The following is a 23,503-nucleotide window of genomic DNA, read 5'->3' on the forward strand; positions in this document are numbered from 1 at the left end:
ACACCGGCGGTCGTACCCGGCAGACGGCCGAGAGGCCGTCACCTGAAACTGCCTCAGGCCGCCTTCTGTGTGTGTGTTTCGACCGGCTTCCGCCGCCTCGTCTTGAAGACGGGGCGGCGGATGTCGTCTGTGCGACGCAGGATGCGCGGCCTCCGCAGGGTCCGGGCGATCCACTCGCCCAGCGTGACGCCCGCCGCGAGCGCGCAACCGATACCGAACGCCGCCAGCAGCGAGCTCAGTCCGATCACCACCTCGTTGTTGAGCAGGGCGTACAGACCCCGATACAGAGACAGACCCGGCAGCAGTGGCGTGATACCCGCCACCACGACGACCAGCGGCGGCGTGAGCGCGCGGCGGGCCATCAGACCACCGGCGAAACCGACCACCGTGGCCGCGAGTGCCGAACCGATGATGGGGCCGATGCCGAACTGGTGCGCCACCATGTAGACCAGGGCGCCGGCCGCGCCACCGAACCACGCGGCCGTGAGGGCACGCTGCTCGGCGTAGCAGGCCAATGCATAGAACATCGACGCGAAAGCGCCCGACATCACCAGGACGGGTAGCTGCACGAGTTCCGTGATCTCGACGTTGACGGGTGGCAGGGTCGAACCCAGCACACCGGTCAGACGCAACGAGATGGCCACACCGGCGATGATGCCGCCGGTCATCATGACCACTTCGAAGAATCGCGCCGCCGCGGTGATCGGTGCTCCGGTGATGGCGTCCTGCACGGAACCGACCAGCGACAACCCGGACAACAGCACCACCACACCGGCCGAAATGATCTGTGAGGGTCTGATCTCGACACCCAGCTGATCCTGGAACGTGTACAGCGTCGCCGCCGGGGTCGCCGCCACCAGACCGCCCGCCACCTGCTGGAAGAAGAACGGCAGACCGATGCGGTTGAGGACGCGGTTGACCCGGTAGATCACCATCGTCGTCAGGAAGGCGACCGATGCGACCAGCACACCACCACCCATCAACACGGAGACCGACGCGGCCATGGACGCCCAGGCGAGCGTCGCGATCCAGCGGTTGTACGGGTGCGGCGCCGTGGTGACCGCGGTCAGGGCCTCGTGCGCCTCGCTGGGGGTGACGGCCTCCCGGCGGATCCGCCGCGTGAGCCGGTCCACCGCCGCGAGGCGGGTGAAGTCCATCGAGCGGTAGTGCACTATCCGCATCGTGCTCGCCGGCGGGAGCGTCGGCCCGCGGTACGCGGACAGCACGATGGAGTTGTACGTGACATCCACATCGCACTGGGCGAGGCCGTACGTGGCGGCGATGAACTGCACCTGCTCGGCGGTGTCCATCGCACCGGTGCCGGACGCGAGGAGCACTTCACCGACTCGCACGGCGAGGTCGAGTACTTCGGCGACCACCGCGTCGTCGGTGAGGTCGATCGGCTGCAGCGGTGTGGGTGCAGCGGTGACCGCATCGACCGTTGCGCGACGGTCGCCTGTGAGACGTTGGAGGGATTCTGTGAGCTTGGCCATACTACGTGTCGGAGACAAGATCTTTCTCGGTCAAATCGGTGGCGGAGAGTGCAGACTCGAGTGTCTCGTGGCGGAACGTGGAGATGACCTGATCGTGGACGACACGGAATGCAGAGGCCAGGATACGCGTCTCCTCGGGGTCCGTGGCCCACGTGGCCTGCTGTTCGACCACCAGCACCCCGTCGTAGTAATACATTCGCTGCGGAATCAGCGTGATGCCCGCGGTAGACGCCCATTCCCGCAGCGCCGCCAGGCCCTGGGTGGCGCCTTTCGGTCCACCCATCTCGATGTCGTCGCTCGACAGCGACAGCAGAGTGTCGATGTCGCCGGAGTTGAGGGCGTCGTGCCAAGCGAGGACAGTGGCGATCTCCGAGGTACTCATGGCTCCAACGCTATCCAATGTGGGCGGAAGTAGCCGTCGTTCCTGCAATGGATATGATGGGCGCGCGTGTCCGCCTCCTTAGCTCAGTGGTAGAGCACTCGCCTTGTAAGCGAGCGGTCGTCAGTTCAATCCTGACAGGAGGCTCCACCGCGGAATTACCTCCGCACACAGAGGGCCACCTTCTCCCGGGAAGGTGGCCCTCTGTGTTTCCCGCACGCTCACCCCTGGGTGGGCAGTTCGTCACCCTGGGGTCCCTGTCTCCGACCCCGCCGGTCATTGACGATGAGTGCATGCAAGTGAATTCGTGCAGGTCGGTGGTACTGGACGCGGTGGAAGCGCTGCCCGCCCTCGAGCGGGAGACACTGGCCCTCGTGTATTACCGGGGAATGTCCTGCGACGAGGTGGCGGACACGATGCAGATCAGCGTCGCCACCGTCCGGGACCGCCTTCACGAGGGGGCGCGCAGACTGCTCGCCGGTGTCGGCGACCTCTGATCGGGACCGCGCCCTCACGTGCCGATCGGCTGACCGAGCAGGCTCGCGATCGTGTCGCCGACGATCGACGACCACACCGGCCACGTCGCCTGGTCGAGGGCCATCGATCCCACGTCGTGGGTGATGCATCCGGCGTCGGTGGGCACCCCGGCGAACCGGTCCCGCAGCCACATCAGAGCGCTCGCGGCTGCGACCGGTTCGAGGGACAGGTGCTCACTGGCGTGGTCGCGGGTGTACGTCACCCGGGCGTTCGGGTCCTGGCAGTAGGTGTCGACGAGTGTGTCGACGGGCCCGACCGGCACCAGCCAGTCCGGATTCGCCTGGTACATGAACATCGGCACGTCCGGGACCCGGTGACCCATCTCGGTCCGGTCGAGTACCGATTCGACCACCGGATCGCGAAGCGGGTCGCCGCTCGGGCTGTCGAACAGGCCCCTCAGGTTCGCAAACGGCAGTAGCGCCGACTGGTAGCTGACGCAGAGGTTGCTCTTGGCGGCAAGGAGCTGCTTGCCGAGTGGGTTCAGGTGCGTGTCGAGATACTCCGCGAGCTCGGGATAGTCACGGCTCACGCCGAACACGCCGCCCAGCACGATTCCCGCGCCCAGATTGTTGTCGGCGAGATCGACGAGGGCGCCGAGATCGGCGGGGATGCCGCCTTCGGCCGCGCCGACGATGTTCAGGTCCGGTGCGTAGCTCGCGTGGAGTTCGGCGGCGTGACCCGTCGCGATCGCGCCTCCGGAGTAGCCCATCAACCCGACCGGAGTCTGCCGGCCCGTCAGACCCAGGGGGTCGAAGTTCTCCGCCGCGCGGATCCCGTCCAGGGTGATGCGGCCCGCGAGGGGCCCGGCCGCATACGCGGCGTTCGGGCCCTGGTGATCCGGCATCACGACGGCCCATCCCTGGGCGAGGGCGGCCTGCGCCTCGAGGAACTGCAGCGGCGCGACGATCTGACCGGTCAACGGCGCGGGAACGGACCACTGCTGCAGTGCGTACGAGGCGGCGCAGTACTTGCCGAGGGAGTCCTCCGCCGGCTGGAGCGAGAGCAGATTACGGACGCCGTCGATCGTGCCCCGGGGCTTGACGACCGTCGCGACCGCAGGGATCGCCTCGTCCCGCGAATTGTTGGAGCGATACGACAGCTGCCACGCGTCGCCGTTCACCGGAAGTACCGACAGGTTCGCCAGGTGCACTTCGCGGGCGGCGATGATCTCGCCCGGCTCGGCCGCCGCGACCACGTCCGCAGGCGGTTCGTAGAAACCCCGGCCGACCTCGGGCCAGGCGGGAACGGTAAGGGCCGGCTGCACGTCCACCGACGTTCCGCCGTCGGTGGGAGCCCCGACCGACGGCGTGGCGACGGCGAGTTGTGCGCCCACCACCATCGCTCCCACCAGCAGCATTCGACGTCGTAGCGCTCTCGTTCCGATCATGTGGTCCTCCCCGGGCCGAAGTGAGACGTCTATGTCTCACTTTGAGAGCAGACCATAGATCAGGTGTGACGGGTATCGCAATACTCGCGAGTAAGTTCGGCTCAGGTCTGGTCGGTGACCAGCGCGATGAGCATCGTGCTCAGAACGTCCACCAGGACCGAGGCGGACGGTCTGGGGGAGGCGGTGCTCCAGTGATGGGCGAGATCGTTGACCGCCCCGATGAAGGCGATCGACACCATCGCGAACCGCTCGGGCGGGTCGACGACGCCACCGTCGATCGTGCGGGTGACCGCTTCGAAGAGTTCGGCCCACTGCGTGCGGCGCGCGAGGCGGTACTGCTCCACCCGGGGGCCCGCGCCGACCACCTCCACGAAGATGATCCTGGCCCGCCGCTCGTCCGTGCCGACCGATTCGATGTAGGCCGTCATGACGGTGCCGGCGACGGTCCGGGGATCGCGCGAGGGCGCCCGGTCGTTCGCGGCGAGCACCGCGTCCCGGGCCTCGTCCTGAATCGTGTCGTAGAGCGCGAGGAGGATGTCCTCGCGGCTGCCGAACTCCTCGTAGAACTGGCGACGCGACAGTCCGGCGTGGGCGCAGATGTCACTGATCGAACTGTGGGCGTACGTCTTCTCCGCGAAGACCGACAGGGCGGAGTCGAGGAACCGTGCCCGGCGGGCTACGCGACGTTCCGCAACCGGTTGGCCGCTGTACGTCCGATTCGACTCTGCTCGGGACACGATCTCAGCCTACGGTGACGGGACGTCGAGGTCCGCCTCGGCTCACATCAGTTCCCGCATCCGTTCGTGCAGGATGATGCGCCCCGCGGCCTCGATCAGCGCGAGGTGGGAGAACGCCTGCGGAAAATTGCCGAGATGACGGCCGGTGCTCGTGTCGAACTCCTCGGCGTACAGCCCGAGGGGAGAGGACACGCTGACCAACCGCTCCATCAAATCGGTTGCCTCCTGCACCTGTTCGACCACGGTCAGTGCCGACACCAGCCAGAACGAGCAGATCAGGAAACTGCCTTCCTTGCCCGACAACCCGTCGTCGGTTTCGCCGGTGCGGTAGCGCAGGACGAATCCGTCTTCGGTGAGATCGTTCGCGATGGCGTCGACGGTGGCGCGCAGGCGGGCGTCCCCGCGGGGAAGGAAGCCGAAGACCGCGGCGAGCAGGGTCGACGCGTCCAGCGCCTCGGTGTCGTAGTGCTGGCGCAGAACCCCGTTCTTCACCCCGTGCTCGAGGATGTCCGCGCGGATCTCTTCGGCTGTGGCGCGCCAGGTTTCCTCGGCCGAGCGATCGCCGCGGATGCCCGCGATCTTCGACGCCCGGTCGAGTGCCACCCAGCACATCAGCTTCGACGACACGTAGTGCTGCGGTGCGCCGCGAGCCTCCCAGATCCCCTGATCGGGGTTGCGCCACACCGCGGACGCGCACGTCGCCTGCTGCTGTACGAGCGGCCACAGCCGGCGGGGGAGGCGCTTGCTGCGCACCGTGTGCAACAGGATCGAGTCGAGGACGGCGCCGAACACGTCGTTCTGCCGCTGGTCGAACGCGCCGTTGCCGATGCGCACCGGACGCGCGCCCGCGTAGCCGGACAGGTCGTCGCGGGTCGACTCCGTCAGGTCGCGGGTGCCGTCGATCCCGTACATGATCTGCAGTGCGCCATCGCCGTTCGACTCGAGGTCTGCGATGAACTGCATGAATTCGTCGGCCTCCCAGTCCAGGTTCAGATAGTGCAGAGCCTGCAGTGTGAACGTGGAGTCCCGCATCCACGTGTACCGGTAGTCCCAATTGCGTTCGCCGCCCGGAGTTTCCGGTAGGGAGGTGGTGAGGGCTGCGACGGTGGCGCCGGTCGGCATGTACGTGAGTCCCTTGATGGTGAGGGCGGACCGCTGAATCGCCTCCCGCCACCGGTGATCGGGAAAACGTGCGTGGCTGAACCAGCGCCGCCAGAACGCCGAGGTTGCATCGAGTTGCGCGACAGCCTCTTCCGCAGTTTCCGGTGCGGCGAGTTCCGCCGCCCACGACAGCGCGCAGTAGAGGGTTTCACCCTTCTCGAGCACGTGCCGGGCGCGCACCCGCCCACCCTCGATGCCGAGCGCCATGTCCGTCTGCAGACGCAGGGTCCGCCCCGCGCCGCTCGCGTCGGCGGTGTGCCGATCGCCGTCCACGAGAACCCACTCCGCCGGTGTTCTCCCGTAGTCGAACACGGGCTCGCACACCAACTCCACCTCCACAGTGCCGTCGAGGCAGGTGACCGTGCGGACCAGCATGTGATCGGCGTCCTCGTCTGCAGGCGGCCGCGTGTGGGGAGTGATCGTGTCCTCGCCGCGGCTCGGCCCCATCGTCAGTGCACTGCGCACGGTCACCCAGCCGGTCGGCGTGTTCCACACCGCCGAAATGGTGTTGCTTCCCGGCTCGTACTGCCGGGATGCCGGAACGTTGAGCCCGAACGGGCCGATCCGGAACATCCCGGCCTCGCGGTCGAGGAGGGAACCGAACACGCTGGGCGAGTCGAAACGGGGCACGCACAGCCAGTCGACGGAACCGTCCGGCGCGATCAGCGCCCCGGTGTGACAGTTCGAGAGGAAGGCGTAGTCGGCGATGGGCGGGAACGGCGACGGCGCGGCCGCGCTCTGGGGTGGGGCGTCGTCGTCCGAGGCAGTAGTCACGTTCGCGCCCCTCTCCCGGCAGTGTCGGCCACCTCCATGCTGCGGGTCGGGGCGCGCAGGGTCATCACCCTGTACGGGTGACCGGGGTCCCGTCAGTCACCGAGAACCGCGAGATCGAGTCGGCGGACCCGATCGGGTTCCGCGATGACGTCGATCTCGGTGATCCGGCCGTCCGCGATGGTGAACGCCAGCACCACGTGCAACCGCCCGTGGAGGGCCATTACGAGCCCGGCCGCCCCGTTCACCAGGGCGACCTGGGTGAACCTGGCCCGTTCCGAGGAGGCGAGCGCGCCCCTGGCCACGACGCGGGCACCCCGGATCACGAGTGGGGCCGGGGTGGGGCCGACAGCCGGATCCGCGCGGAGCACAACATCCGGATCGAGCAGCGCGACCAGCGCGTCGAAGTCGCCGCCGCGCGTGGCGGCCAGATAGGCGTCGACGACGCGGCGCTGGCGTGCCAGATCCGCCGTGTCCGGCGCCGGCGAGACTCCTTTCACCCGTCGGCGGGCGCGGCTGGCGAGCTGTCGCACCGCGGTGGAGGACCGGCCCACGATGGGAGCCACGTCGTCGAAGGGCACGTCGAACATGTCGTGCAGCACGAACGCGAGCCGCTCGGCCGGGGTCAGCGTGTCGAGCACCACGAGCAGGGCCAGCCCGACCGAGTCGGCCAGCATCGCTGCGTGTTCGGGGTCGCCACCGTCCTCGTGACCGACGACCGGATCGTGCGCCTGCACGTCGAGAGGTTCCTCGCGCCGCTGCTCGCGTGATCGCAGCACGTTCAGGCACACCCGCGACACCACGGTGATCAGCCACGCCTCGAGATTGTCCACGTCGCCGGTGTCGGCGCGGTTCATGCGCAGCCACGCCTCCTGGACGGCGTCGTCGGCTTCGGTCACCGAGCCCAGCATCCGGTACGCGACGGCCCGCAGCCGGGGCCGGTGTTCCTCGAAACGCTCCGTCAGCCGATCGCGGTCGTCCACCGTGTCACATTCCTTCCTCGCCGCGTGTCTTAGCAGTAGATCCACCGAAAACCAGCTGCCGAGACCGGGAAACCGAGTCCCGCATCCAACGAATCTGGAGAGATCATGACATCACCCATTCTGATCACCGGCGGTACGGGCACGCTCGGACGTCAGGTCGTCCCACTGCTGCGGGCAGCGGGTCGGGACGTGCGGGTTCTCAGCAGGCACGGCCGCGAGCCCGGCGACGGCGTCGAGTACCTGGCCGGTGACTTGTTCGAGGGCAAGGGAATAGAGCCGGCACTGGACGGTGTCGAGATCGTTCTGCACTTGGCGGGCGGACCCAAGGGCGACGAGGTTGCGACGCGAAATCTGGTGGAGGCCGCCTCGCGTGCCGGGGTGCAGCACCTCGTGTACATCTCGGTGATCGGCGCCGACGGCGTTCCGCTCGGCTGGTTCGGATCCAAGCTGGCAGCGGAACGAGCGGTGGCCGACTCGGGTGTGCCGTGGACGACGCTGCGCGCGGCCCAGTTCCACGATTTGGTGCTGACCATGCTGCAGAAGATGGTGAAACTGCCGGTGATCCCGGTGCCGGGCGGACTGCGCTTCCAGCCGGTCGATTCGGGGGAGGTCGCGGCGCGACTGGTGGAACTGACGCTCGCGGCACCGGCCGGCCTCGTACCCGACCTGCCCGGGCCGACCGTGTACGGCATGGCCGATCTGATGCGCGGATACCTGAAGGCGACCGGAAGGCATCGGCTGATGATGCCGGTCCGGATGCCGGGAAAGGCCGGCCGCGCGTACCGGGAGGGCGCGAACCTGTCACTCGACGTCGCAGCGACGGGCAAGCGGACGTGGGAGGATTTCCTGGCCGACTACGAGAGCATCTGACCGCCGACGTCGGCGAGTTTCCCGCGCAGATCCGCCAGGGTCTTGGTCAGGAGCCGAGACACCTGCATCTGCGAGACACCCACCCGCGCTGCGATCTGCGACTGGGTCATGTTGCCGAAGAAGCGCAGGACCAGCACAGTGCGTTCGAGGTCGGGAAGTGATTCCAGCAGAGGTGCGAGGACCACGTGGTCCTCGACGTGCGCGAGGGCGGGGTCGACGTCGCCGATCGTCTCCGACAGCGGGCGTTCGTTCTCACCGAGCGGGAAATCGACGGACAGGGTGCTGTACGCGTCGGCGACCCGGAGCCCCTGGACTACTTCGTCCTTGTCGATCCCGAGGGCCTCGGCCAGTTCGCTCGCCGTCGGAGCGCGTCCGAGCGTCGTGGTCAGGTCGGTTGTCGCGTTGGTGAGGGAGAGGTGCAGTTCCTGCATGCTGCGCGGGACGCGCATGGCCCAGCCCGTGTCGCGGAAGTGCCTGCGCACCTCGCCGGTGATGGTCGGGACGGCGTAGGACACGAAGTTCCCTCCGCAGCGGGCGTCGAAGCGGTCGACGGCCTTGACCAGGCCGAGGCGGGCGACCTGGATCAGGTCGTCGAGTGGTTCGCCGCGACCGTGGAAACGCCGGGCGATGTGTTCGGCGAGCGGCAGGCAACGTTCGATCAGTCGCTGTCGCAACACTTCGCGGCGGGGGTCGGAGGCGGCGAGCCGGCCGATGGCCTCGCACTGTGCGGGCACGTCACGGTACTGGTCGCGCTCGCCGCGCGCGGCCTGCGGGCGTTCCAGTCGTCGTTCGTCTGTTGCGACCTCCGCCGCAGGCTTCGTGCGACGCGTCGGCGTCGTCCTCGGGGGGATGCGACGGATCTCGCAGGATGGTGCTAGGAGCTGGGTGGACACATTCATGGCTCTGCCCTTCTCTGACCGGCCGGCATCGGCAATGGCGTCGCTATTCGACGAGTGCGGGTGAGGTGTCGGCGGCCTCGTCGGCGAACATCGCCTCGATCCGGGCCTTGATTTCCTCGGTGCTCATCGTTGCTCCGCCTCGCGAGGCAGTAGTGGTGGCGGAAGCGTGGGATGTGGAACTGGCGGGCATGAGCGATGTGTCCTTGTCGGGTGTGAAGGGTCGGTATGAGACGGAGAGCGGTGGCCGGGCCGGCCGTCAGGTCGGCAGGGAGGAGAGGAGGGTGAGTGCGCTGAGGGCCAGCGTGGCGATCAGGCCGCCGGCGATCGCTCCACCACTGCGTGCGCCGAGAACGAGGACTTCGCCGTCGTGGGGAGCGTTCTGCGGGTTGTGTGTGGTCATCGCTTCTCCTTGGTGCCCAACTCATGGTGAGAACTTATCTGCGTTGAAGGATATAGATTTGTTCTACAGTCATAGCGCAGGAAGTTCAAGCGGAATCGGCAAGATAGCTGCTCGAGACGGTGATCGCCGGGCCGGAGAACCGGACCGGGAAGAGATCAGATGACGCCGGGTGGCCCTCCGGCTGCCGAGAACTGCGATGCAGGAGTGGGGACAGCGCGGTACGCGCAGGGCGGAGCGAACCTGCACCCCCTGCGGCACATTGTGTCTACCGAACCTTGGTAGGATTGATGCGCCCTGAGAAGAAGGGAGATCCGGTGACGTCCTCTCATGTGCCGCTTCGTTCGCAGCGGGGTGTGTACGGGATCTCGGTAACGTCGGAGTTGACGGGTATCGGGCCGCAGACGCTGCGCTTGTACGAGCGGCGAGGGTTGATCACACCGACTCGCACGGGCGGTGGAACACGCCGGTACAGCGAGGACGATGTCGCGCGCCTCCAGAAGATCACCGAACTCGTCGCGGCCGGTGTCAATCTGATCGGAATCGGTCAGATCCTTCAGCTCGAAGCCGAGAACGCGATCCTCGCGGCGCGCAACGCCGAACTCGAGCGGCTCGTGCAGTCCGAGGTTCCGGATCGCGCCTGAGCCGCGCCTACCGGCTCAGCTCGCAGACTGGTCGTTGGTGGGGGTGAACTCGTCGAACGACGCGTCGGCCGACTGCCATTTGCCCTTCGCCCGGATATCGGCGAACGCGAGGTCGAACGCGTCCACCAGCCATGCGTGCTCGGCGGCGGCAAGAAGTTCGTCGGACGTTCCGTCGGTGACGCCCTGGTAGAGGCTGACCCGCCATTCGGACGTGTTCTCGACCGTGTCGGTCAGTCCGTCGGCGGCGTTGGATGCGAGAAGGTAGCGGTTGTACTCGAAATCGACCCGGATCGCATAGCCCGCACCGGTGTTGACCACATTTGCCGGTCGCTGAGTTGCCGCGGCGAGCGCGGTGAGAGCGTCGCGGTAGCGGTCTGCGTGTTCCTGAGTGCGGGGCACCGTCTTCTCGTCTCTGGGGCAGAGGCCGTGGCACTCGCGGCCACGACACCTCCACGAACCCTGCCTGGACGGCCTCGGTTCGTGTTCGGTTCGGATCCGAGATTACGTCACCCGGTCCTGATCCTCGCCGCAGCCGAGGGTGCGTGCTGAGTGCAATATGCAAAATCTATATCTCCAATTGCAGATTCGTTTCATTCGTTTGTTAACATCAGGTGTTCCTTAAGCAGAAGGGAGCCTGTTGTGACCATCGATGCCCTACCTCGCTCGTGTCGCGGGGTCTACGGAATTGCGGTGGCGTCGGAGTTGACGGGCATCGGCCCGCAGACCCTGCGGCTGTACGAACGTCGCGGATTGCTGACCCCTGCCCGGACCAGCGGCGGCACCCGTAGATACAGCGAAGACGATCTGGTCAGGCTGGCGCGCATAGCGCAGCTCATGGAGGACGGAGTGAACGTCCCGGGTATTCGGAGGATCCTCGCGCTCGAATCCGAGAATGCGGATCTGGCGTCCCGGTTGGAAGGCTCGGGGGGCGACTCGGCCGGAGAGTGATCCGTACGGCCATGCCATTGGGGATCGACGAATTCCACGATCGACGTCGGTCTCGGCCTCCGACATTCGAGAGCATCTTTGCTGGTCCTGGTGGGTTTCAGAGCGGTGATCCTCGCGTCGGTCGATTCTCTTGCTCGCAAGGGTTGAACTTTACTGTCGAGTAGTTATGATGAAATCTGTATCAGCCAGAGCAGATAAGTTGACGACCCGAACGAGCCGCACGCATATGAGCATGTGACGTTGCGGCAGGGAGAGAACAAGCAATGGCCGAACGAGACACTGCCCGTCCAGTCGATGTCGTCAGCGCGCTACCGCTGTATATCGCGAAACCCGGGCACTGCACGAAGGCGCCGACAGCGTCGTCCGGCGAACGTCCTCTCGTGTAGTCCCGACTCTGGTCCGCATTCGACTCCAGACGGGAAATCGAACCATGACCCTTGCCCACAATGCACTCCGCACGCGCACTCCCCGGCACGCGAAGAATCAGCAGGACGAGCCCGACCGTCGTTTCTCGCTCGGGACCGCTCTCATCGCTGCGCTCGTTGCCGCCGTGCCCGCGGTGTCCGTGACCGGATCGGCGGTCCTCGCGGCCGTCACCGGTGCGTCCGTTCTGATCGGCGTCCTACTCGCGGCATATCTCATCTCCAGCCTGATCTGACCGCATCCCACGTACTGGAAGGACACACCATGACCGTCACCACCGTCCCCACACTGATCACCCAGCTGCACGCCGTCCTCGATCTCACCAATACCGAAATCCAGGTTGCCGAAACGCGCGTCACGCAGGCGCGCACGGAGGCCGTGCGCCGAGAACTGACCGAGAACGCCGAAAACGGACGCCTCCGCGCGGAGGCGATCTCACGCGCCATCCGCGATCTCGGGGGAGTGCCGGAGATCGTCGGCCCCCTGCTCGGCCGGGTGGCAGCGGCGCTGAAGGCGATGGCGGAGCAGGCACAGCCGTTCGACGAGGCCCTGCTCGGCGACCTCGCCCTAGAGCACCAGCTGCTCGACCGGGCGCGGTACGTGAAGGCCCTCGCGACCGCGGCTGGGAAGCAGGACGTCGTCCGGTTGGCCGATCGGCTGGTCACCGCGCACGCCGCGACCGTCGACTGGTTGACCACGGTGCTCGCGGAGGAGGCGCTCGGCGGACCGGCGGCACTGCGACGCACCCCGTTCCAGGCGGCGACCGGCGCCACGATCCGGCTGATCAACGTCCCCGTCTCGTGGTCCGCGCGCGGCATCGACCGTGCTCTCGACACGGCCCGCACCACCCCGCCGATGCTGAGCGCGTTGCTCGGGCGAGGCGCCCACGCGGGCGACGTCGCGGTGAAGACGCTCGCGGCATCGCGTGATGCCGCCCTCGAAACGGCCGAGCAGGTCACTCGCAACGAAGGCGCTGATGGAGTCGCAGACGCGATTCATTCCGCACGCGCCGCCGGTGGCGTCCTGGAGGCGGATGAACTCCCGATCGCCGACTACGACGACCTCAACGTGTCCCAGGCCGTCGCCGCGGTCAAGGAACTGACCGATCCCTCCGACGTGCGCACCGTCGTCGCCTACGAGGAAGCCCACAAGGACCGTCAGGGCGTGGTGTCCGCGGCCCAGACGCGGCTGGCCGGCATTGCCCAGGAGGTTGCCGGTATCGGCAACTGACGCAACACCGTCGACGAACTCGCCGGTCCCGATGCCCGGGGCCGGCGAGTTCGTCGTGTCCCGCTCAGCGGAGTCCGGCGAAGAACTCCCGGATGTCCGCGGTCAAGGTCTCGGGCTCTTCGAGTGCGGCGAAGTGACCGCCACGGTCCTCGACGTCGGTCCACCGCGTGATCGCGTGTTCCGGTTCGGCGTAGCGACGGATGCCGACGTCGTGGGCGAAGACGATGACCGCGGTCGGGATCCCGGACGCGGATTTGGCGGCGCCCCAGGATGATTCCTGCATGTAGCCGACGTACGCGGACGAAGACGCGGTGTCGGTGAGCCAGTACAGCATGACGTTGGTGAGCAGCCGGTCGATGCCGACGACGTCGTGGGGGAGCGCCTCGCGGGGGATGCGTCCACTCGCGGAACTTGTCGACGATCCAGGCGAGCTGGCCCACCGGCGAATCAGCCAGCGCGGCACCGAGAGTCGCGGGTCTCGTGGACTGGATGGAGATGTAGCCGAACTCCTCGGACATGTACCGGGACACCCGGTTCAGGCGATCCCGCGACACCGTAGCGGTGGTAGCCGAGCCGGCTCATCAGCTCAGCCCACGCCGTGGCGATACGGGTAGTGTCCCAGCCCGATTCGCGGACCGGTCCGGAGAACCAGAATCCGGGCAGCGACGGCACGACCACGTGGAACGCGTCGGCGGGGTTGCCCCCGTGCGCTGCGGGGTCGGTGAGGGGCCCGATCACGTCGAGGAACTCGACGAACGAACCCGGCCAGCCGTGGGTGAGGACGAGGGCCAATGCGTCCGGTTCGGGTGAGCGCACATGGAGGAAGTGGATGTTCTGACCGTCGATCTCGGTGACGAACTGCGGGATGGTGTCGAGCGACTTCTCCTGCGCCCGCCAGTCGAACTCGTCGCGCCAGTACGTGACGAGTTCGACCAGGTAGGACGTGGGCACACCGCTCGCTCAGTCGTCACCCGGGAGGGGTGTGCCGAACCGGGTGCGCGAGAGTCGATCGGCGAGATCGTCGAGTTGCTCCTGCGCGATGTCGATGCGAAACGGACGGATGGTCTTCGTCGTGTCGGTCATACCGGGCACGCTACGAAGGGTTGAGGACAGTTCCGGTCCTCGATGCTGAGCCGGGTCAGCAGGCCCCGGTCTTGGCGGCGTCGTAGGCCTGGATCATCTGGTCCTTGCGCTCCTGCGGGGCGTCCTTCCACTCCGGTGTCTCGGCCGACTGGGTGAACAGGTCGTCGAGGGCCTTCGTGCGGTCGAACGTCTCGCCGCTCTGCTGCGCGCGAGCCTCCGCGCCGTTCGCGTACTGGAGCAGGCCTTTGCACAGGTCCGCGACGGCGGGCAGGTCTGCGGAGGATGCCTCGGTGGCCTCGATCGTTGCGCTCGCGGGGGACTCGGCCTGGGTGGTGGTCGATTCGGAACTGCATGCCCCGAGCAGCAGGGCGGCAGGGATCAACAGCGCAACGATGGTTCGTGTCATGCGAAATACATACCAGAGGCACGGGTCGGCTGCTGTCGGCCGGTCGGTCCTATGCACGAAGTGGCAGCAGTCTCGCGAGCTGCCGGGCCGCCTCGTCCGGCCGCTCACCCAGTTCGTTGACGACGACATGATCGGCACCGGCCGCGAGGTGGCTGTGGACCCGCGCGACGATCGCGTCCGCGTCGCCCCAGGCGACCAGGTCGTCGACGAGCCGGTCGCTCAACCCCGCGATGTCGTCGGCGCCGAAACCCATCCGTACGAAGTTGGTGGCGTAGCCGCCCACCCCGGACAGGAAGCGGAGCGGAACGCGGGCCGTGTCGCGGGCCTGCGCGGCGTCGGTGCCGAGCACCGTCATCAGCGAGACGACGAGCGTGGCGTCCGGACCGAGGATGCGCCGCGCCTCGGCGGTGTAGTCGGGGGTGACGAGGAGCAAGACGGCCCCCGCGGCCCTGTCCCGCGCGAGTTCCAGCTTGCGCGGGCCCAGCGCGGCCAGAATCCGTCGCTCCGCCGGCACCGGCGGATCGAACCGGTCGAGCCTGTCGAGATAGTCGTTCAACGCCCGGAACGGCCGGGGGACCTGCGGGCCACCCAGTCCGACGACGAACCGGTCCGGCGCCGTGGTCTGCAGATCCGCATGAAGCTGTGCGACGGCGCCCGAGTCGTACACGCCGACCGGGATGATGCCGGTCGCGACGGGGATCGAGTCGGTCGCCCGGACGACAGCCGAGATCCGGTCCAGGCTGTCGATCTGACCGCCCCGCAGCCAGATCGCCGAATAGCCGAGGGATTCCAGCCGGGCCGCCTCGTCGAGGTACGTCTCGTCCGGTGAGATGTTCAGGGAGATGCCGATTGGTCCGAGGCCTTCGATGCGAGTCATCAACCGACCGTAAAACCTCGAGTCACGTTCAGGTCAAGGCGTCAGGCGGGCCCGAGTGTGTAGTCGACGCCCGGGCGGTCGCCCTTGCCCTTGAGCCAGCGTCCCGGCAACTTGCCGGCGAGGTCGCCGAGCGGCCCGACCGCGGCGCTGAGAATCCCCACCGTTTCCTGCAGCAGGTCGATGCTGGCGCTCATCCGCTCGAGATTGGGCGCCAGCGCCGTCAAGGTCTCGGACAGCGCGACGATCTGGTCGAGCGGGCCGCCCTCGGCGATGAGACGTTCGAACGCGCCACCCTCCGACAGCAGGGTCTCGAGGATGCCGTTCTCGGCGAGCGCCCGGTCCACGAGTCCACCCGGCGCCGTGAGCCGCTCGACCGCACCGTCCTGCGCGGTCAGCCGTTCGAGCGGTCCCTGTTCGGCGGTGAGACGGTCGAGCAGGCCGTCCTTCGCGAGAAGCCGTTCCAGGGTTCCGTCCTCGGCGAGCACCCGGTCGAGCGGGCCGTCCTTGGCGAGAACCCGCTCGAGCGGGCCGCCCGGCTCGAGCAGCCGTTCGAGGGTGCCGCCCTCCGAGGTGAGACGGTCGACGGGACCACCCGGAGCGAGCAGGCGGTCGAGCGGACCACCCGGCTGGAGGGCCTGCCCGAGCGGCCGGTCGTTGGCCGCGAGCGACGACAGCTGGCTGATCACCTGCAACGGGCTGCCCTGGGTGCTCATCCCCGTGACCACACCAGTTCCGGCGACCGCCGTCCGGACGGTCACCAGGCTGGCTTCGGCGATTCCGAGACCGACATCGGCCGCCGCGAGACCGACACGCACCGGGAGGGTCATCAACGACACCAGGTTCATGGAATTACTGTAACCCGCGACACACAAGCATCGAGTGTCGCGATCCGGTCAGTGCAGAACCTTCAGTCCGACGACGCATCCCACGATGCCCAGGATCAGGAGGATCTTCACCAGCGAGGAACTCTCGGCGCCGGTCACCATCGCGAACCCGACCGTGAGGGCTGCGCCGATGCCGACCCAGACCGCGTACGACGTTCCGATGGGGAGACTGCGCATCGCGAACGCCAGACCCGCCATGCTGAGAATCAACGCGACGCCGAACACGACACTGGGTCCGAGTTTGCTGAACCCGTCCGATCGGCCGAGGGCGGTGGCCCAGACGGCCTCCAGGACTCCCGACAGCACAAGCACGATCCACGCCATGACAAACCTCCGGGCACCGTCTTGTCGCTGGCCGGGTACGGTGCGCTCGTCCGGATGTCGTGTCGACGATTTCCACGGTACCCAACGGGGCGCTCCGCGCCGTGAGTGGTGAGCGAGTACACACACTCCTCGGACGCGCACGGGTTGCGAATGCGCCGATTATCTCGCAGATCGAGGTCGCCTCATTTATTGTCGAGCGAAACAGTGAATTCTGTGCATATACCACGGAAGATAACGAGGCACATCATGATGCTCGGACTGCTCGCGGCAATCAACAGCGCATTCACCCTCGGACTCGCCAACACGATCGGGACGTTCGGTGGAGTGGTACTCAACCTGAACGTCGTAGCCTGAACTTCCTGCCTGTCAAGGCAACTCCGCTCCCACAACCCCGCTGTCGGATAGACGGCCGGGTTGTCTCGTGCGTGCGACGACCGGAGGCGACGGCACGCGGAGCGCAACTTTCCCATCCTTGCTCATGCGCCGAGAATTTCCCCCTTTTTCGGTAAAGAAGAATGGGTGATTTTATTCGGGGAATTCGCGTGCGTGTGTCGCCGCGAATTCTTCGGAGTTGACCTAGTGTCATCCGCAACGCGCACGGACAACGCGCAACCACCCCTTCCCAGGGGAAACGATGGAGGTCATGATGCTCGGACTGCTCGGGGCACTCAACAGCGGTGTCACACTCGGATTGGCCAACACGATCCTGACGTTCGGCGGGGTAGTACTCAACCTCAACATCGTGGTGAACTGACGACCGGAAACCGACCGCACGGGCCGACGGTACCGGCTCCCAGGAATCTCCCAGGAAACCTACAGCGACGATCCAGCGGCGCGAGTGATGATGGGTTGCGTGAATGAGAAGCCTGTCGAAGCCCGCGTCCTCGTCGTCGACGACGAGCCGAACATCCTCGAGTTGCTGTCCGTGAGTCTGCGGTTTCAGGGATTCGAGGTGGCGACGGCGTCGACCGGGGCCGAGGGACTCGACACGGCCCGCACGTTCCGCCCGGACGCCGTCATCCTCGACGTCATGATGCCGGGAATGGATGGGTTCGGCCTGCTCAAGCGGTTGCGCGCCGACGGTGTGGACGCTCCGGTGCTGTTCCTCACCGCGAAGGACGCGGTGGAGGACAAGATCAACGGACTCACGCTCGGCGCGGACGACTACGTCACCAAGCCGTTCAGCCTCGAAGAAGTGGTGACCCGGCTGCGCGTCATCCTGCGGCGGGCAGGCAAGGTGTCGGTGGAGGAACAGTCCGCCCGCATCAAGTTCGCCGACATCGAACTCGACGACGACACGCGGGAGGTCTGGAAGGCGGGCGACCTGGTGTCGCTGTCGCCGACGGAGTTCACGCTGCTGCGGTACTTCATGGTCAACGCCGGCACCGTGCTGAGCAAGCCGCGGATCCTCGACCACGTCTGGAACTACGACTTCGGCGGTGAGGTCGGAGTGGTCGAGTCGTACGTGTCCTACCTTCGCCGGAAGGTCGACACGGGTGAGACGCCGCTGATCCACACCCTCCGCGGAGTCGGCTACGTGATGCGAGAACCGCGGCGATGACCGCGCCTGCGGCTCCGCGGGAGTCGGCCGAGGCGGTCGCCGCTGTCCCGAACAGGCCTGCGCGACGGTGGATTCGCTCGATGCCGCTGCGCATCACGCTCGTCGGCGCGGTTCTCCTTCTCTCTGCGCTCGGACTCCTCGCGTCCGGTATCGCGGTGACGTCGGCGCTCGAGAATTCGCTGACCAACCGCGTCGATCACCAGCTGCACGACGCGGCTCAGGGGTGGGCGAAGCCCGGCAAATCGCGCCCGCTGCCGCCGCCGGTCGAACCGAACCTCGGCCGCCCACCGAGCCCGTTCTACGTCCGCACGACGCTGCCGAACGGAACGGTCCTGCGCGAGATCAACGACGAATCCGTCTCCCCCGCGCTGCCCGAGAACCCGGCGGCCGGGCCCGACACGGTCGGCTCGACCGACGACTCCGACGTGCGGTGGCGGGTGCTGACGACGACCGCGCCGGACGGAACCGAGACCACCGTCGCGATGACACTCACCGAGAACGACGAAACGGTGAACCGTTTGATCGTCCTGCAACTCATCATCGGTGTGGTGGTGCTGATCGCGCTGGGAGTGGTCGCGTACTTCGTGGTCCGGCGCAGTCTGCGACCCCTCGTCGAAGTGGAGGAGACCGCAGCGGCGATCGCGTCGGGTGACTTGCACCGGCGTGTTCCGGAACGGGACGACCGTACCGAGATCGGACGACTGTCCGTGGCGCTCAACGGAATGCTCGCTCAGATCCAGCACGCGTTCGCCGCCACCGAGGCGTCGGAGGAATCGGCGCGGCGCTCCGAGGAGAAGATGCGGCGATTCGTCGCCGACGCGAGCCACGAGCTGCGCACCCCGCTCACCACGATCCGCGGCTTCGCCGAACTGTATCGACAAGGCGCGATGACCGACACCGAAACCCTGATGAGTCGCATCGAAGGGGAGGCGTCGCGGATGGGACTCCTCGTGGAGGATCTCCTGATGCTCGCCCGGCTCGATGCCCAGCGCCCCCTCGAGACCCGGCCCGTCGACCTGCTGTCGGTGGCCTCGGACGCCGTGCACGGGGCACGCGCTCTCGCCCCCGATCGGTCCATCGCGCTCGACGTCCGCCCCGGACCCGGGACACCGGAGGTGATCGGTGACGAGGCCCGGCTGCGGCAGGTCCTCGGCAACCTGCTCGCCAACGCCGTCAAACACACCCCCGCCACCGCGGACGTGACGGTGCGGCTGAGCACCACCGAACACAGCGTCGTGCTCGAGGTGGCCGACACCGGACCCGGACTCAGCGAGGAGGACGCGGCCCGGGTGTTCGAGAGGTTCTACCGCACCGACGCCTCCCGCACCCGGGAGAGCGGCGGCAGCGGGCTGGGCCTGTCGATCGTGGCGGCCCTGGTCGCCGCCCACCGCGGGTCGGTGACCGTCGACAGCCGGCCCGGTGAGGGTGCCACGTTCCGGGTGGAACTGCCGCGGTCGAGCTGACCGTCAGTCGGGGACGTTGCCGCCGTGGCCGAGTTCGCGCAGCGCCGCCTTGAGCTTCGACTGCGCCTCGTCGAGCGATTCCTGGGACGGATTCTGCTCGGCGTTGCTGATGTTGAAATCGCCGAGGTCGTAGGCCGGGAAGACGTGTACGTGCAGGTGCGGCACCTCGAGACCGGCGATGAGCAGACCCGCCCGCGGTGCGTCGAAAGCGGGGCGGACGGCCTGTCCGATCGTGCGGGCGACGTCCATGACCTTCGTCCAGATCTCACCGTCGACGTCCTGCCACTGGTCCACCTCCTTGCGGGGTACGACGAGCGCATGGCCCTGCGTGACGGGGGCGATCGTGAGGAACGCGACGACGTCCTCGTCCTCCCACACGAAACGTCCGGGCAGATCTCCGTTGATGATGGCGCTGAATACAGATCCCATGGCCGCCATTATGCGGCTTCGCCCCCCGTGAGTACTTATTAACCTCCCGCGGTTAACAAGTACTCACGGGCGCGAAGCGCACAGGAAACTCCCAGCCTGCGTCCAGAGTCATCGGAGCGTACGGGACGAATCTTGGACGCATGACGACGAATTCCCTCTCCCGCGCACCGGGCGCCATGGGACGACTCGAGACCCCCGAAACCTCCGAGACCGCGCCCGTGCTCGACGTTGTCGTGCCGGTCTACAACGAGGAAGCCGGACTCGAACGTTGCGTGCGCCGGCTGCGGCGGCACCTCGACGAGAACGTTCCCTACTCCGCCCGGATCACCATCGCCGACAATGCCAGCGTCGACGCCACCCTCGCAGTGGCGCACCGTCTGGCCGCCGAGATCGACGGCGTCCGTGTCGTGCACCTCGACGAGAAAGGGCGCGGCCGTGCTCTGCGTGCGGTGTGGAGCGGCTCCGACGCCGAGGTGGTGGCGTACATGGACGTCGACCTGTCGACGGACCTCAACGCCCTGATGCCGCTCGTTGCGCCCCTGTTGTCGGGGCATTCGGACATCGCGATCGGGTCCCGTCTCGCCCGCTCGTCGCGGGTGGTCCGGGGACCGAAGCGCGAGTTCATCTCCCGCAGCTACAACCTCATCCTCCGCAGCGCGTTGCACGCGCGGTTCTCCGACGCGCAGTGCGGGTTCAAGGCCATGCGGGCGGACGTCGCGCAGCGCCTGCTGCCGCTGGTCGAGGACACCGGATGGTTCTTCGACACCGAGCTGCTGGTGCTCGCGGAACGCGCCGGCCTGCGCATCCACGAGGTCCCCGTCGACTGGGTCGACGACCCGGACAGTCGCGTCGACATCGTCGCGACCGCCGTCGCCGACCTCAAGGGCGTGTGGCGGGTGGGCCGGGCACTGTCCACCGGATCGCTGCCCATCGGCAGCCTGCGCGACAGTTTCGGCCGCGAGCCGCTGGTGCCCGGAGTTCCGCGTGGCATGGTCGGGCAGCTGGCCCGGTTCGCCGTGATCGGCGTCGCGTCGACCGTCGCGTACGCGCTGCTCTACCTGATCCTGCATCCGATCGTGGGCGCGCAGTGGGCCAACGCCGTCTCACTGCTCGTCACGGCCGTGCTCAACACGGCCGCGAACCGCGCGTTCACGTTCGGTGTCCGCGGATCCCAGGGCGCCGCCCGGCATCAGATGCAGGGGCTGCTCGTGTTCGCCTTCGGACTGCTGCTCACCAGCGGTTCGCTGTACGTCCTCCACTCGGCGGCCCCGGACGTGTCCAAGCACGTCGAACTCGCCGTCCTCGTCCTCGCCAATCTCGTTGCCACCATCAGTCGTTTCATAGCCCTTCGCTGGGTGTTCCGGAACGCACGCCCCGAAGGAGCTCACGCATGACGACGACCCTCGAACAACCGAAGGTCGAAGGGGCCGAACCACCTCCCGCCCGCATGCGGTGGGAGCCGTGGGCGCTCGCCGCACTCCTGGTCGGGACCGCGGTCGCGTACATCTGGGGGCTCGGCGCCTCCGGCTGGGCCAACTCGTTCTACGCCGCCGCGGTCCAGGCGGGTTCGGAGTCGTGGAAGGCGTTCTTCTTCGGATCCTCCGATGCCGCCAACTCCATCACCGTCGACAAGCCCCCGATGTCGCTGTGGCTGATGTCGCTGTCGGTCCGGGTCTTCGGGCTCAGCTCGTGGGCGATGCTGGTACCGCAGGCCCTCCTCGGGGTCGGTTCCGTCGCCCTGCTGTACGCCACGGTGAAGCGGTGGTTCGGCGCCCCGGCGGGTCTGCTCGCGGGTCTCGTGCTGGCGCTGACGCCGATCGCGGTGCTGATGTTCCGGTTCAACAACCCCGACGCCCTGCTGGTGCTGCTGATGATCGCCTCCGTGTGGGCGATGCTGCGGGCCGTGGAGGACGGACGCACCCGGTGGATGGTGCTGACCGGCGTGTTCGTCGGTTTGGGGTTCCTGACCAAGCAGCTTCAGGTGATGCTCGTCGTCCCGCCGCTCGCTCTGACCTATCTCGTCGCGGGACCGCCGAAGTTCGGCAAGCGCCTCGCCCAGTGCTTCGCGGCGCTCGGCGCGATGATCGTCTCCGCGGGCTGGTGGTTGCTGATCGTCGAACTGTGGCCGGCGTCGTCGCGGCCCTGGATCGGCGGTTCGCAGAACAATTCGATCCTCGAACTCACGCTGGGCTACAACGGTCTCGGCCGGTTGAACGGTGAGGAGACCGGCAGTGTCATGCCCGGGGGCGGTCGAGGGGAGGTGGCAGCGGCCATGGGCGGTGCCGGCGAGGCCATGGCGGGCGGCCGCTTCCCCGGAGGAGGCGCCCCCGGCGGTGGCGGTATGTGGGGTAGCACCGGCATCACGCGGATGTTCGAGTCGGCTCAGGGCGGTCAGATCGCCTGGCTGATGCCGGCCGCACTGATCCTGCTGGTCGCCGGTCTCGCACTGCGCGGCAGGGCACCTCGCGTCGACACCCAGCGTGCGTCGTTCCTCGTGTGGGGTCTTTGGCTGCTCGTGACCGGACTGACCTTCAGCTTCATGGCGGGCATCTTCCACGCGTACTACACCGTCGCACTCGCACCTGCCGTGGCCGCGCTGGTGGCGATCGGTTCGGCGACGCTGTGGCGTCGACGGGACACGCTGTGGGTGCGGGCGGTTCTCGCCACGACACTGCTGGCCACCGCTGCCATGTCCTGGGTTCTGCTCGGACGCAGCGCGTCGTTCGTGCCGTGGCTGAAGTGGGCCGTGGTCGTCGTCGGCGTCGTCGCTGCGGTTGCCGTGCTCGTCCCGGCGCTGACCCGAGGCCGGATCGGTGCCGTGGTCACGCTGGCCGCGCTGTTCACCGGCCTCGCCGGTCCGACGGCCTACGCCGTCGACACCATCGCGACGCCGCACACCGGTTCGATCGTCTCGGCCGGACCCAACGTCGAAGGCGCCCACGGAGGCCCCGGCGGGATGGGTGGCCCCGGCGGAATGGGTGGCCCTGGCGGCATGGGGGGTGCTGGACGCACCGACGGTGCCGCGGTGCCCACCTTGCCGGGCGGTGCCCTTGCCGGCGCAACGGACGGCGCGGCGGCAGGAGCCACCGACGGCATGGGCGGTATGGGTGCCATGGGCGGCGCCGCCGGGGGACTGCTCTCCGGCAGCGAGCCGGGCGCCGAGCTGGTGGCGTTGCTCGAACAGGATTCCGGCAACTACACCTGGGTGGCAGCGGCCATCGGATCCAACAGTGCATCCGGCTACCAGCTCGCCACCGAGGATCCGGTCATGCCGATCGGCGGATTCAACGGCAGCGATCCGTCACCCACGCTGGAGCAGTTCCAGCAGTACGTGGCGGACGGCAAGATCCACTACTTCATCTCCGGCGGCCGAGGCGGCGGAATGGGTGGAGACGGAACGGCATCGGAGATCTCCACCTGGGTGCAGGAGAACTTCACCGCCGTCACCGTCGACGGCGTGACCCTGTACGACCTCATGTCCTGACCGAAACCGGCTGTGAGTACTTGTTAACCGCCCGCGGTTAACAAGTACTCACAGCTGTTTCAGAGGGGGAACGAGATCTCGGGTGTGCGGCAGATCAGCAACCTCCGTACGCGGCCCGAGCCGTCGAGCTGTG

At 67.5% G+C, this 23,503-nt stretch carries 28 protein-coding genes, 1 tRNA gene and 1 riboswitch; of the genes, 11 read left to right on the forward strand and 18 right to left on the reverse strand.

The window, feature by feature from the left end:
• Nucleotides 1-53: 53 nt before the first annotated feature.
• Both QM806_RS22220 and QM806_RS22225 read right to left on the reverse strand, forming a co-directional pair.
• Nucleotides 54-1,493 carry a threonine/serine exporter family protein gene (locus QM806_RS22220; RefSeq protein WP_005561483.1) on the reverse strand — a complete coding sequence of 480 codons (1,440 nt, stop codon included), beginning with the start codon at nt 1,491-1,493 and terminating at the stop codon, nt 54-56.
• A gap of 1 nt (nt 1,494) precedes the next feature.
• On the reverse strand, nt 1,495-1,875 hold the full coding sequence (locus QM806_RS22225; protein ID WP_005262863.1) for a nuclear transport factor 2 family protein: 381 nt from the start codon (nt 1,873-1,875) through the stop codon (nt 1,495-1,497).
• A 72-nt stretch (nt 1,876-1,947) separates the two neighbouring features.
• Here QM806_RS22225 and QM806_RS22230 point away from each other — a divergent pair.
• Both QM806_RS22230 and QM806_RS22235 read left to right on the forward strand, forming a co-directional pair.
• Nucleotides 1,948-2,022 (forward strand) — tRNA-Thr (locus QM806_RS22230).
• A gap of 143 nt (nt 2,023-2,165) precedes the next feature.
• Nucleotides 2,166-2,369, forward strand: coding sequence for an RNA polymerase sigma factor (locus tag QM806_RS22235; protein ID WP_037206487.1), 204 nt, complete (start codon nt 2,166-2,168; stop codon nt 2,367-2,369).
• Nucleotides 2,370-2,383: 14 nt separating this feature from the next.
• Here the strand turns inward: QM806_RS22235 and QM806_RS22240 are convergent, their stop codons facing one another.
• The 4 genes from QM806_RS22240 to QM806_RS22255 all read right to left on the reverse strand — a co-directional run bounded on the left by QM806_RS22240 (nt 2,384) and on the right by QM806_RS22255 (nt 7,448).
• Nucleotides 2,384-3,796, reverse strand: a complete 1,413-nt coding sequence (locus QM806_RS22240; RefSeq protein WP_283292863.1) for a lipase family protein — start codon at nt 3,794-3,796, stop codon at nt 2,384-2,386.
• A gap of 101 nt (nt 3,797-3,897) precedes the next feature.
• Nucleotides 3,898-4,533, reverse strand: coding sequence for a TetR/AcrR family transcriptional regulator (locus QM806_RS22245; RefSeq protein WP_005244512.1), 636 nt, complete (start codon nt 4,531-4,533; stop codon nt 3,898-3,900).
• A 42-nt stretch (nt 4,534-4,575) separates the two neighbouring features.
• A complete protein-coding gene (locus QM806_RS22250) occupies nt 4,576-6,468 on the reverse strand; it encodes a glycoside hydrolase family 15 protein (RefSeq protein WP_005561489.1) in 1,893 nt (630 codons plus the stop codon).
• 92 nt (nt 6,469-6,560) lie between these two features.
• Entirely contained in the window at nt 6,561-7,448 is an 888-nt protein-coding gene (locus QM806_RS22255; protein ID WP_005561491.1) for a sigma-70 family RNA polymerase sigma factor, read from the reverse strand.
• A 105-nt stretch (nt 7,449-7,553) separates the two neighbouring features.
• Here QM806_RS22255 and QM806_RS22260 point away from each other — a divergent pair, with 105 nt between their 5' ends.
• Nucleotides 7,554-8,318, forward strand: coding sequence for an SDR family oxidoreductase (locus QM806_RS22260; protein ID WP_054247147.1), 765 nt, complete (start codon nt 7,554-7,556; stop codon nt 8,316-8,318).
• Here QM806_RS22260 and QM806_RS22265 read toward each other — a convergent pair.
• The 3 genes from QM806_RS22265 to QM806_RS22275 all read right to left on the reverse strand — a co-directional run bounded on the left by QM806_RS22265 (nt 8,303) and on the right by QM806_RS22275 (nt 9,617).
• Nucleotides 8,303-9,217 (reverse strand): SigB/SigF/SigG family RNA polymerase sigma factor, encoded by a 915-nt coding sequence (locus QM806_RS22265; protein WP_005561495.1) that lies wholly within the window; start codon nt 9,215-9,217, stop codon nt 8,303-8,305. The genes QM806_RS22260 and QM806_RS22265 overlap by 16 nt on opposite strands.
• A 43-nt stretch (nt 9,218-9,260) precedes the next feature.
• Entirely contained in the window at nt 9,261-9,407 is a 147-nt protein-coding gene (locus QM806_RS22270) for a hypothetical protein (protein WP_164709551.1), read from the reverse strand.
• A 66-nt stretch (nt 9,408-9,473) separates the two neighbouring features.
• A complete protein-coding gene (locus QM806_RS22275) occupies nt 9,474-9,617 on the reverse strand; it encodes a hypothetical protein (protein ID WP_037206481.1) in 144 nt (47 codons plus the stop codon).
• 314 nt (nt 9,618-9,931) lie between these two features.
• Here QM806_RS22275 and QM806_RS22280 point away from each other — a divergent pair, with 314 nt between their 5' ends.
• Nucleotides 9,932-10,258, forward strand: coding sequence for a MerR family transcriptional regulator (locus tag QM806_RS22280; protein WP_005262854.1), 327 nt, complete (start codon nt 9,932-9,934; stop codon nt 10,256-10,258).
• Between the two features lie 15 nt (nt 10,259-10,273).
• Here QM806_RS22280 and QM806_RS22285 read toward each other — a convergent pair whose 3' ends face one another.
• Nucleotides 10,274-10,657: a hypothetical protein gene (locus QM806_RS22285; protein WP_005262853.1), complete on the reverse strand. Its 384-nt coding sequence runs from the start codon at nt 10,655-10,657 to the stop codon at nt 10,274-10,276.
• 240 nt (nt 10,658-10,897) lie between these two features.
• Between QM806_RS22285 and QM806_RS22290 the strand changes: the two genes are divergently transcribed.
• From QM806_RS22290 to QM806_RS22300, 3 genes are all read left to right on the forward strand, one after another.
• Nucleotides 10,898-11,206 (forward strand): MerR family transcriptional regulator, encoded by a 309-nt coding sequence (locus QM806_RS22290; protein ID WP_005262852.1) that lies wholly within the window; start codon nt 10,898-10,900, stop codon nt 11,204-11,206.
• A 430-nt stretch (nt 11,207-11,636) separates the two neighbouring features.
• Nucleotides 11,637-11,864: a hypothetical protein gene (locus tag QM806_RS22295; protein ID WP_005262851.1), complete on the forward strand. Its 228-nt coding sequence runs from the start codon at nt 11,637-11,639 to the stop codon at nt 11,862-11,864.
• A gap of 29 nt (nt 11,865-11,893) precedes the next feature.
• The gene (locus QM806_RS22300) at nt 11,894-12,859 is read left to right on the forward strand and encodes a DUF8129 domain-containing protein (protein ID WP_054247150.1); all 966 of its coding nucleotides are present in this window, start codon (nt 11,894-11,896) and stop codon (nt 12,857-12,859) included.
• Nucleotides 12,860-12,923: 64 nt separating this feature from the next.
• On the opposite strand, the gene QM806_RS41425 is transcribed toward QM806_RS22300, so the two are convergent.
• From QM806_RS41425 to QM806_RS22325, 7 genes are read right to left on the reverse strand one after another with little or no spacing between them, the layout of a single operon-like run.
• Nucleotides 12,924-13,322 carry an alpha/beta fold hydrolase family protein gene (locus QM806_RS41425; protein ID WP_037206477.1) on the reverse strand — a complete coding sequence of 133 codons (399 nt, stop codon included), beginning with the start codon at nt 13,320-13,322 and terminating at the stop codon, nt 12,924-12,926.
• Entirely contained in the window at nt 13,307-13,810 is a 504-nt protein-coding gene (locus tag QM806_RS41430) for an epoxide hydrolase family protein (RefSeq protein ID WP_307866300.1), read from the reverse strand. The genes QM806_RS41425 and QM806_RS41430 overlap by 16 nt, the downstream gene beginning before the upstream one ends.
• Before the next feature lie 9 nt (nt 13,811-13,819).
• Complete coding sequence (locus QM806_RS41435; RefSeq protein ID WP_259465606.1) at nt 13,820-13,942, reverse strand: hypothetical protein; 123 nt, start codon at nt 13,940-13,942, stop codon at nt 13,820-13,822.
• A gap of 55 nt (nt 13,943-13,997) precedes the next feature.
• Nucleotides 13,998-14,348 (reverse strand): hypothetical protein, encoded by a 351-nt coding sequence (locus tag QM806_RS22310; RefSeq protein ID WP_005561504.1) that lies wholly within the window; start codon nt 14,346-14,348, stop codon nt 13,998-14,000.
• A gap of 49 nt (nt 14,349-14,397) precedes the next feature.
• On the reverse strand, nt 14,398-15,225 hold the full coding sequence (locus tag QM806_RS22315; RefSeq protein WP_054247151.1) for an LLM class F420-dependent oxidoreductase: 828 nt from the start codon (nt 15,223-15,225) through the stop codon (nt 14,398-14,400).
• Nucleotides 15,226-15,266: 41 nt separating this feature from the next.
• A complete protein-coding gene (locus QM806_RS22320) occupies nt 15,267-16,070 on the reverse strand; it encodes a hypothetical protein (RefSeq protein WP_005244499.1) in 804 nt (267 codons plus the stop codon).
• Nucleotides 16,071-16,118: 48 nt separating this feature from the next.
• Nucleotides 16,119-16,433: a DMT family transporter gene (locus tag QM806_RS22325; RefSeq protein WP_005262845.1), complete on the reverse strand. Its 315-nt coding sequence runs from the start codon at nt 16,431-16,433 to the stop codon at nt 16,119-16,121.
• 10 nt (nt 16,434-16,443) lie between these two features.
• A riboswitch (guanidine-III (ykkC-III) riboswitch) is annotated at nt 16,444-16,505 on the reverse strand.
• A 772-nt stretch (nt 16,506-17,277) separates the two neighbouring features.
• Between QM806_RS22325 and QM806_RS22330 the strand changes: the two genes are divergently transcribed.
• Together QM806_RS22330 and QM806_RS22335 are read left to right on the forward strand one after the other, a co-directional pair.
• Nucleotides 17,278-17,994: a response regulator transcription factor gene (locus QM806_RS22330; protein ID WP_205627368.1), complete on the forward strand. Its 717-nt coding sequence runs from the start codon at nt 17,278-17,280 to the stop codon at nt 17,992-17,994.
• Nucleotides 17,995-18,074: 80 nt separating this feature from the next.
• On the forward strand, nt 18,075-19,457 hold the full coding sequence (locus tag QM806_RS22335; RefSeq protein ID WP_054247161.1) for a sensor histidine kinase: 1,383 nt from the start codon (nt 18,075-18,077) through the stop codon (nt 19,455-19,457).
• Between the two features lie 3 nt (nt 19,458-19,460).
• On the opposite strand, the gene QM806_RS22340 is transcribed toward QM806_RS22335, so the two are convergent.
• A complete protein-coding gene (locus tag QM806_RS22340) occupies nt 19,461-19,886 on the reverse strand; it encodes an HIT family protein (protein ID WP_182623624.1) in 426 nt (141 codons plus the stop codon).
• A gap of 140 nt (nt 19,887-20,026) precedes the next feature.
• Here QM806_RS22340 and QM806_RS22345 point away from each other — a divergent pair, with 140 nt between their 5' ends.
• Together QM806_RS22345 and QM806_RS22350 are read left to right on the forward strand one after the other, a co-directional pair.
• Complete coding sequence (locus QM806_RS22345; RefSeq protein WP_005573358.1) at nt 20,027-21,280, forward strand: bifunctional glycosyltransferase family 2/GtrA family protein; 1,254 nt, start codon at nt 20,027-20,029, stop codon at nt 21,278-21,280.
• Complete coding sequence (locus tag QM806_RS22350) at nt 21,277-23,370, forward strand: ArnT family glycosyltransferase (RefSeq protein ID WP_054247156.1); 2,094 nt, start codon at nt 21,277-21,279, stop codon at nt 23,368-23,370. Before QM806_RS22345 ends, QM806_RS22350 begins: the two co-directional genes overlap by 4 nt.
• Nucleotides 23,371-23,503: the final 133 nt, after the last annotated feature.

Source organism: Rhodococcus sp. IEGM 1351 (assembly GCF_030056875.1).
GTDB lineage: Bacteria > Actinomycetota > Actinomycetes > Mycobacteriales > Mycobacteriaceae > Rhodococcus_F > Rhodococcus_F opacus.